General features: G+C 66.3%; 5 protein-coding genes. 4 read left to right on the top strand and 1 reads right to left on the bottom strand.

Translation table 11 applies throughout. The annotated features are described in order from the left end of the window. Positions 1-33: 33 nt before the first annotated feature. The gene (locus VF497_RS04045) at positions 34-615 is read right to left on the bottom strand and encodes a TIGR00730 family Rossman fold protein (protein ID WP_330886357.1); all 582 of its coding nucleotides are present in this window, start codon (positions 613-615) and stop codon (positions 34-36) included. A 112-nt stretch (positions 616-727) separates the two neighbouring features. Between VF497_RS04045 and VF497_RS04040 the strand changes: the two genes are divergently transcribed. From VF497_RS04040 to VF497_RS04025, 4 genes are all read left to right on the top strand, one after another. Beyond that, entirely contained in the window at positions 728-2020 is a 1293-nt protein-coding gene (locus VF497_RS04040) for a nucleotide sugar dehydrogenase (protein WP_330886356.1), read from the top strand. A 10-nt stretch (positions 2021-2030) separates the two neighbouring features. Then, positions 2031-3041 carry an NAD-dependent epimerase gene (locus VF497_RS04035; RefSeq protein ID WP_330886355.1) on the top strand — a complete coding sequence of 337 codons (1011 nt, stop codon included), beginning with the start codon at positions 2031-2033 and terminating at the stop codon, positions 3039-3041. 147 nt (positions 3042-3188) lie between these two features. Beyond that, complete coding sequence (locus VF497_RS04030; protein ID WP_330886354.1) at positions 3189-3830, top strand: C40 family peptidase; 642 nt, start codon at positions 3189-3191, stop codon at positions 3828-3830. Positions 3831-4060: 230 nt separating this feature from the next. Continuing rightward, positions 4061-5215, top strand: a complete 1155-nt coding sequence (locus VF497_RS04025) for a glycosyltransferase (protein WP_330886353.1) — start codon at positions 4061-4063, stop codon at positions 5213-5215. Positions 5216-5311: the final 96 nt, after the last annotated feature.

Raw genomic sequence — 5311 nt, 5'->3', positions numbered from 1 at the left:
GTCGTTCCCGCCGCGGGGTGCGGGCGGGACGCGCTAAGCCCTCACCGCCGCATGCGCGCGCGCATCTTCGCGCCAGCGCGGCGTGGCGCGGATGCGCGGCAGTGCTTCGGCGACGCTGTTGACCAGCGACCACATCTGCAGGTGTTCGTCGTTCATGAAATGCTCGGCGACGACCTGCTGCATGAACGCCTGCAGCGGTGCGTAGAAGTCGCGGATGTTGAGCAGCACGATCGGGTTGAAATAGATGCCGAGGCGTTTGAGCGTGATCGCCTCGAACAGTTCTTCGAGCGTGCCCGAGCCGCCGGGCAGGGCGATCACCGCGTCAGACCCGGTCAGCAGCTTGTGCTTGCGCTCGCGCATGTCCTCGACGACTTCGAGGTTGGCGACGCCCGGATGCTGCCATTCCACCTCGGTCATGAAGCGCGGGATGATGCCGATGACTTCGCCGCCGGCTTCGAGCGCGCCGTCGGCGAGCGCACCCATGAGGCCGACCGCGCCGCCGCCGTAGACGACCTGGCAGTTTGCGCGCGCAAGCGTGGCGCCGAGTTCGCGTGCGGCATCAAGGTAGATCGGGTCGCAGTAGCGGCTCGAGGCGGCGTAGACGCAAATGCGCATGGCGGGATTCCGGAATTCGAGGCCGCACATTCTAAGCGCGTGAGGCATTGCGGCGAACAGAGTCGTTGCGCTTGCTAGACTACGCACTGCCTTACACCGCGCAGGTCCCCCGATGTCGCCAGCCGCCTTGCCGAATCTTGCCGAAGCGCGCGTGGCCGTGATCGGCCTCGGCTACGTCGGCCTGCCTCTCGCGGCGGCGTTCGGCCGCGCACGGCCGACGCTGGGTTTCGACATCGACCTCGCGCGTGTGGACGAGCTGCGCCGCGGTCATGACCGCACCGATGAAACCTCCACGCAAGAATTGCGCGCGGCCTCGCAGCTCGCATTGACCGCCGTCGCCGCCGATCTTGCCGACTGCGAGGTGTTCATCGTCACCGTGCCGACGCCGATCGACGCAGCCAAACGCCCCGACCTCGCCCCACTCGTGGCGGCAAGCCGCACGATCGGCCGCGCGATCCGTCGCGGCGGCGTGGCGATCTTCGAATCGACCGTATATCCCGGTGCGACCGAGGAAGTCTGCGTGCCCGTGATCGAGCGCGAGTCGGGCCTCAAGCACAATGTGGATTTCTATACCGGCTACAGTCCCGAGCGCATCAATCCGGGTGACCGCGAGCGCCGCCTCGACAACATCCTCAAGGTGACTTCGGGTTCGACTCCGGCCGCGGCAGAATTCGTCGATGCGCTGTATCGCCAGATCGTCCAAGCCGGCACCTATCGCGCGCCGAGCATCCGTGTCGCCGAGATGGCCAAGGTGATCGAGAACACGCAGCGCGACTTGAACATTTCACTGATCAACGAGATCGCGCTGATCTGCCATCGCCTCAACCTCGACACGACCGAAGTGCTCGCCGCAGCGGGCACGAAGTGGAATTTCCTGCCGTTCAAACCCGGCCTCGTCGGCGGCCACTGCATCGGCGTCGATCCGTACTACCTCACGCACAAGGCGCAGGAGGTCGGTTATCACCCCGAGGTCATCCTGTCCGGCCGGCGCATCAACGACGGCATGGCCGCGCACGTGGCCCAGCGCGTGGTCAAGCTGCTGACGCGCCGGCGCATCCACGTCGCCGGCGCCAAGGTGCTCGTGCTCGGCCTTGCGTTCAAGGAGAACTGCCCCGACCTGCGCAACACGCGCGTGGCCGACATGATCGCGGAACTGGCCGGCTACGACGCCGAGGTGTATGTGCACGATCCGTATGCAGACGCGGACGACGCGCGCCGCGAATACGGCATCGAGCTGTTGCCGCACTTGGGCGACGAAAAATATGACGCAGTTATCCTCGCTGTCGCGCACGCGCCGTTCCTCGCGCTCGGTGCGGACGGCGTGCGCGCGCTGGTCAAGCCGGGCGGCGTGGTGTTCGATGTGAAGCAGGTGCTGCCGCGCGAGGCGGTGGACGATCGGTTGTAGGAGAAATCGCATGCGTGTATTGGTCACCGGCGCCGCCGGTTTCATCGGCGCGGCCTTGAGCGAACGCCTGCTCGCGCGCGGCGACGAGGTGCTCGGCTTCGACAACCTCAACGATTACTACGATCCGGCGCTGAAGCAAGCGCGACTGGCGCGGTTAGCGCCGCACGCGAACTTCCGCTTCGTCAAAGGCGATCTCGCCGATCGCGCCGCGGTCGATCGCGTGTTCGCCGAGTTCGCGCCACGGCGCGTCGCCCATCTCGGTGCCCAGGCCGGCGTGCGCTACTCGCGCGAGAACCCGCGCGCCTACGTCGACTCGAACCTCGTCGGCTTCATCAACATCCTCGAAGCCTGCCGCGAAGGCCGCATCGAGAACCTCGTCTACGCCTCGTCGAGTTCGGTGTACGGCGCCAACCGCAAGCTGCCCTTCGCGGTGCACGACGCCGTCGACCATCCGGTCAGTCTCTACGCGGCGACGAAGAAGGCTAACGAGCTGATGGCGCACACTTACAGCCATCTGTATGGCCTGCCGACCACGGGCCTGCGCTTCTTCACCGTGTACGGGCCGTGGGGGCGGCCGGACATGTCGCCGTTTCTGTTCGTCGGCAAGATTCTCCGCGGCGAGCCGATCGAGGTGTTCAATCACGGCGACCACTCGCGCGACTTCACCTACATCGACGACGTCGTCGAGGGCGTGGTGCGCACGCTCGATCGGATACCCGCGCCCGACCCGGCGTTCGACCCGCTCGCGCCGAATCCGGGCACCTCGAGTGCGCCGTATCGCGTCTACAACATCGGCAACCACCAGCCAGTGAAGCTCGCGCGCTACATCGAGATCATCGAGGAGTGCACCGGGCGCACGGCCGAGAAGATCCTGTTGCCGCTGCAGCCCGGCGACGTGCCCGACACCTATGCCGATGTCGACGAACTTACGCGCGACACGGGTTACGCGCCGTCGACGCCGCTAGAGGTCGGCATCGCGCGTTTTGTCGCGTGGTACCGGAACTATACCGGGTGTGACTGAGATTCAGGCCACATTTTGTGATGCAGTGGTGGTTTTACCACCAGTGTTGTTGGACTGAACGGTCCATTAACAGAATCCGAACAAGTCGTTTGTTACGGTCGCGCCCTCGTAATCGTTCCGCCATCTGTTTCAGGGGGATCACCGGCCATGCTGCAAACCCGAATCGTCCGTCTTGCCGTGCTCGCTTTTGCCGTCGTGGCGCCGATTTCGTCGTTTGCCCAGGTCCGAACTTCCCAGCAGTCTGCCACCCAGTCTTCGTTCTCGCTGGACCAGGTCGTCCCACAGTATCGTCCGTTCGTCGCGCAGCCGGTTGCAGCGCGCGTCCCGCTGGCGCTGAAGCCGTCGCTTGACACCGATGCGGGCTTTACCGCAAGCATGGATGAAGTCATCGATCGCGCGATCTACAAGGCTCCGCGCAAGCGCGTTGCCGATTTCGCGATGACCCTGCGTGACATCCGCTACCGCCGCGCCGGCCGCGATCCGTCCACCGGCTTCGACTGCTCGGGCTTCACCCACTACGTCTACAACAAGACCTTCGGCGTCGAGCTGCCCTACGACGCGCCGAGCCAGTATCGCGACGGCGAGAAGATCGTGCGCGAGGAGATGAAGGTTGGCGATCTCGTCTTCTTCCAGGTGCGCGGGCACATCACCCATGTCGGTTTGTACATGGGCGAAGGCCGCTTCATCCACTCTCCCGCGCCGGGCAAGCGCGTGCGCATCGACGAGCTCGCCAACCCGTACTGGGCCAAGCGCTGGGCCGGCGCGCGCCGCGTCCACGTACTCTCCTGACAGTTCGGCGCTTCGCGCAATCCCTTTGCGTTCTTCAATCCCGCGCAGACCGGATTGCGTGCGCTGCATGAATGTTCGCTCCGCCATCCGGTTCCGCCTGCAAAGTGGCGAACCGAAATGAAGCGCGCGCGATTGTGAAAAGCCGAATCCGGCTGCCACTGACGTAATACGTTTGTCACGCCACGCCCGCATCGTGAGCGCCGTTTCCACGGCGCCCGCGGTGCGCATCGATGCATATCGCCGACATCAGCCTGTTCTTTGCGCCGCATTCTGGCGGGGTGAAGCGCTATCTTCTGGCCAAGCATCGTTGCCTGGCCGCGCGCACGGGCGTGCGCCACAGCCTGCTCGTGCCCGGCACGATGACAGGCGAAACCGAACCCGGCATTTTCACTCGCGGCGACTGGAACATTCCCTGCACAGGTGGTTATCGCGTGCCGCTGCGACCGGCGCGCTGGCGGCGCGCGCTTGCCGCGTTGCGACCCGACGTGATCGAAGTCGGCGATCCCTACCATCTCGCCTGGGCGGCACTCGGCGCCGCGAAAGATTGCGGCGCGATGACGGTCGCGTTCGCGCATTCGGACCTGCCGCGCATGATCGCGAGTCGCTTCGGCCGCTTCGCCGGCCGCGCTGCGGATGTCTACCTGCGCCGGCTTTATTCGCGCTTCGATCTGGTCCAGGCGCCGAGCCGGCTGATCGCGCAACGCCTGCGCGACAGCGGCATCGCACGCATCGTCGTGCAGCCGCTCGGCGTCGATGCGGAAGTATTTCACCCGTCGCGGCACGATGCGCGCCTGCGCGACGAGCTTGGCCTTGCCGCCGACGTGCGCCTGTCGATCTTCGCCGGACGCATGGCGCGCGAGAAGGACGTACCCCTGTTGCTGCGCACGTTCGCGCGGCTCGGCACCGCACATCACCTGATCCTCGTCGGCGGCGAGCGGCGCCGCGCGCTGTCGGCGAATGCGACGATGTTGCCCTACGAGCAGGATCCCGTGCGTCTTGCGCGCCTGCTCGCGAGCGCCGACGTGCTCGTGCACGCGGGTGCGCAGGAGACCTTCGGCCTGATCGCAGTCGAAGCAATGGCCTGCGGCCTGCCCGTGGTCGGCGTGCGCGCGGGCGCGCTGCCCGAATTGATCGACGATTCGGTCGGCGCGCTCGCCGAAGCGGGCGATGCGGCCGCACTCGCTGCCGCGATCGAAAAAGTATACTCCGGCGATTTCGCGACCATGGGCCGGCGCGCGCGCTGGCGCGTCGAGCGACGCTACTCCTGGTCCAGTGTGTTCGATCTGCAGCTCGATCGCTACGCGCGCCTGCTGCGCACGCGCTCGCATGCGTTCGTCGGCGAGGCCGATGCGACCGACCCGGTCGAAACACCGAGCCGACCGTGAGCGCGCGGCTCTGTATCGCCGTGCACGACGTCGCCCCGGCGACCTGGCCGCAGTGCGCGCGCCTGCTCGACCTCGTCGACTCGCTCGGCGCGCCGT

It is taken from the genome of Rudaea sp. (genome assembly GCF_036383415.1).
Lineage (GTDB): Bacteria > Pseudomonadota > Gammaproteobacteria > Xanthomonadales > Rhodanobacteraceae > Rudaea.
This window is presented reverse-complemented; position numbering and strand designations above follow the sequence as displayed.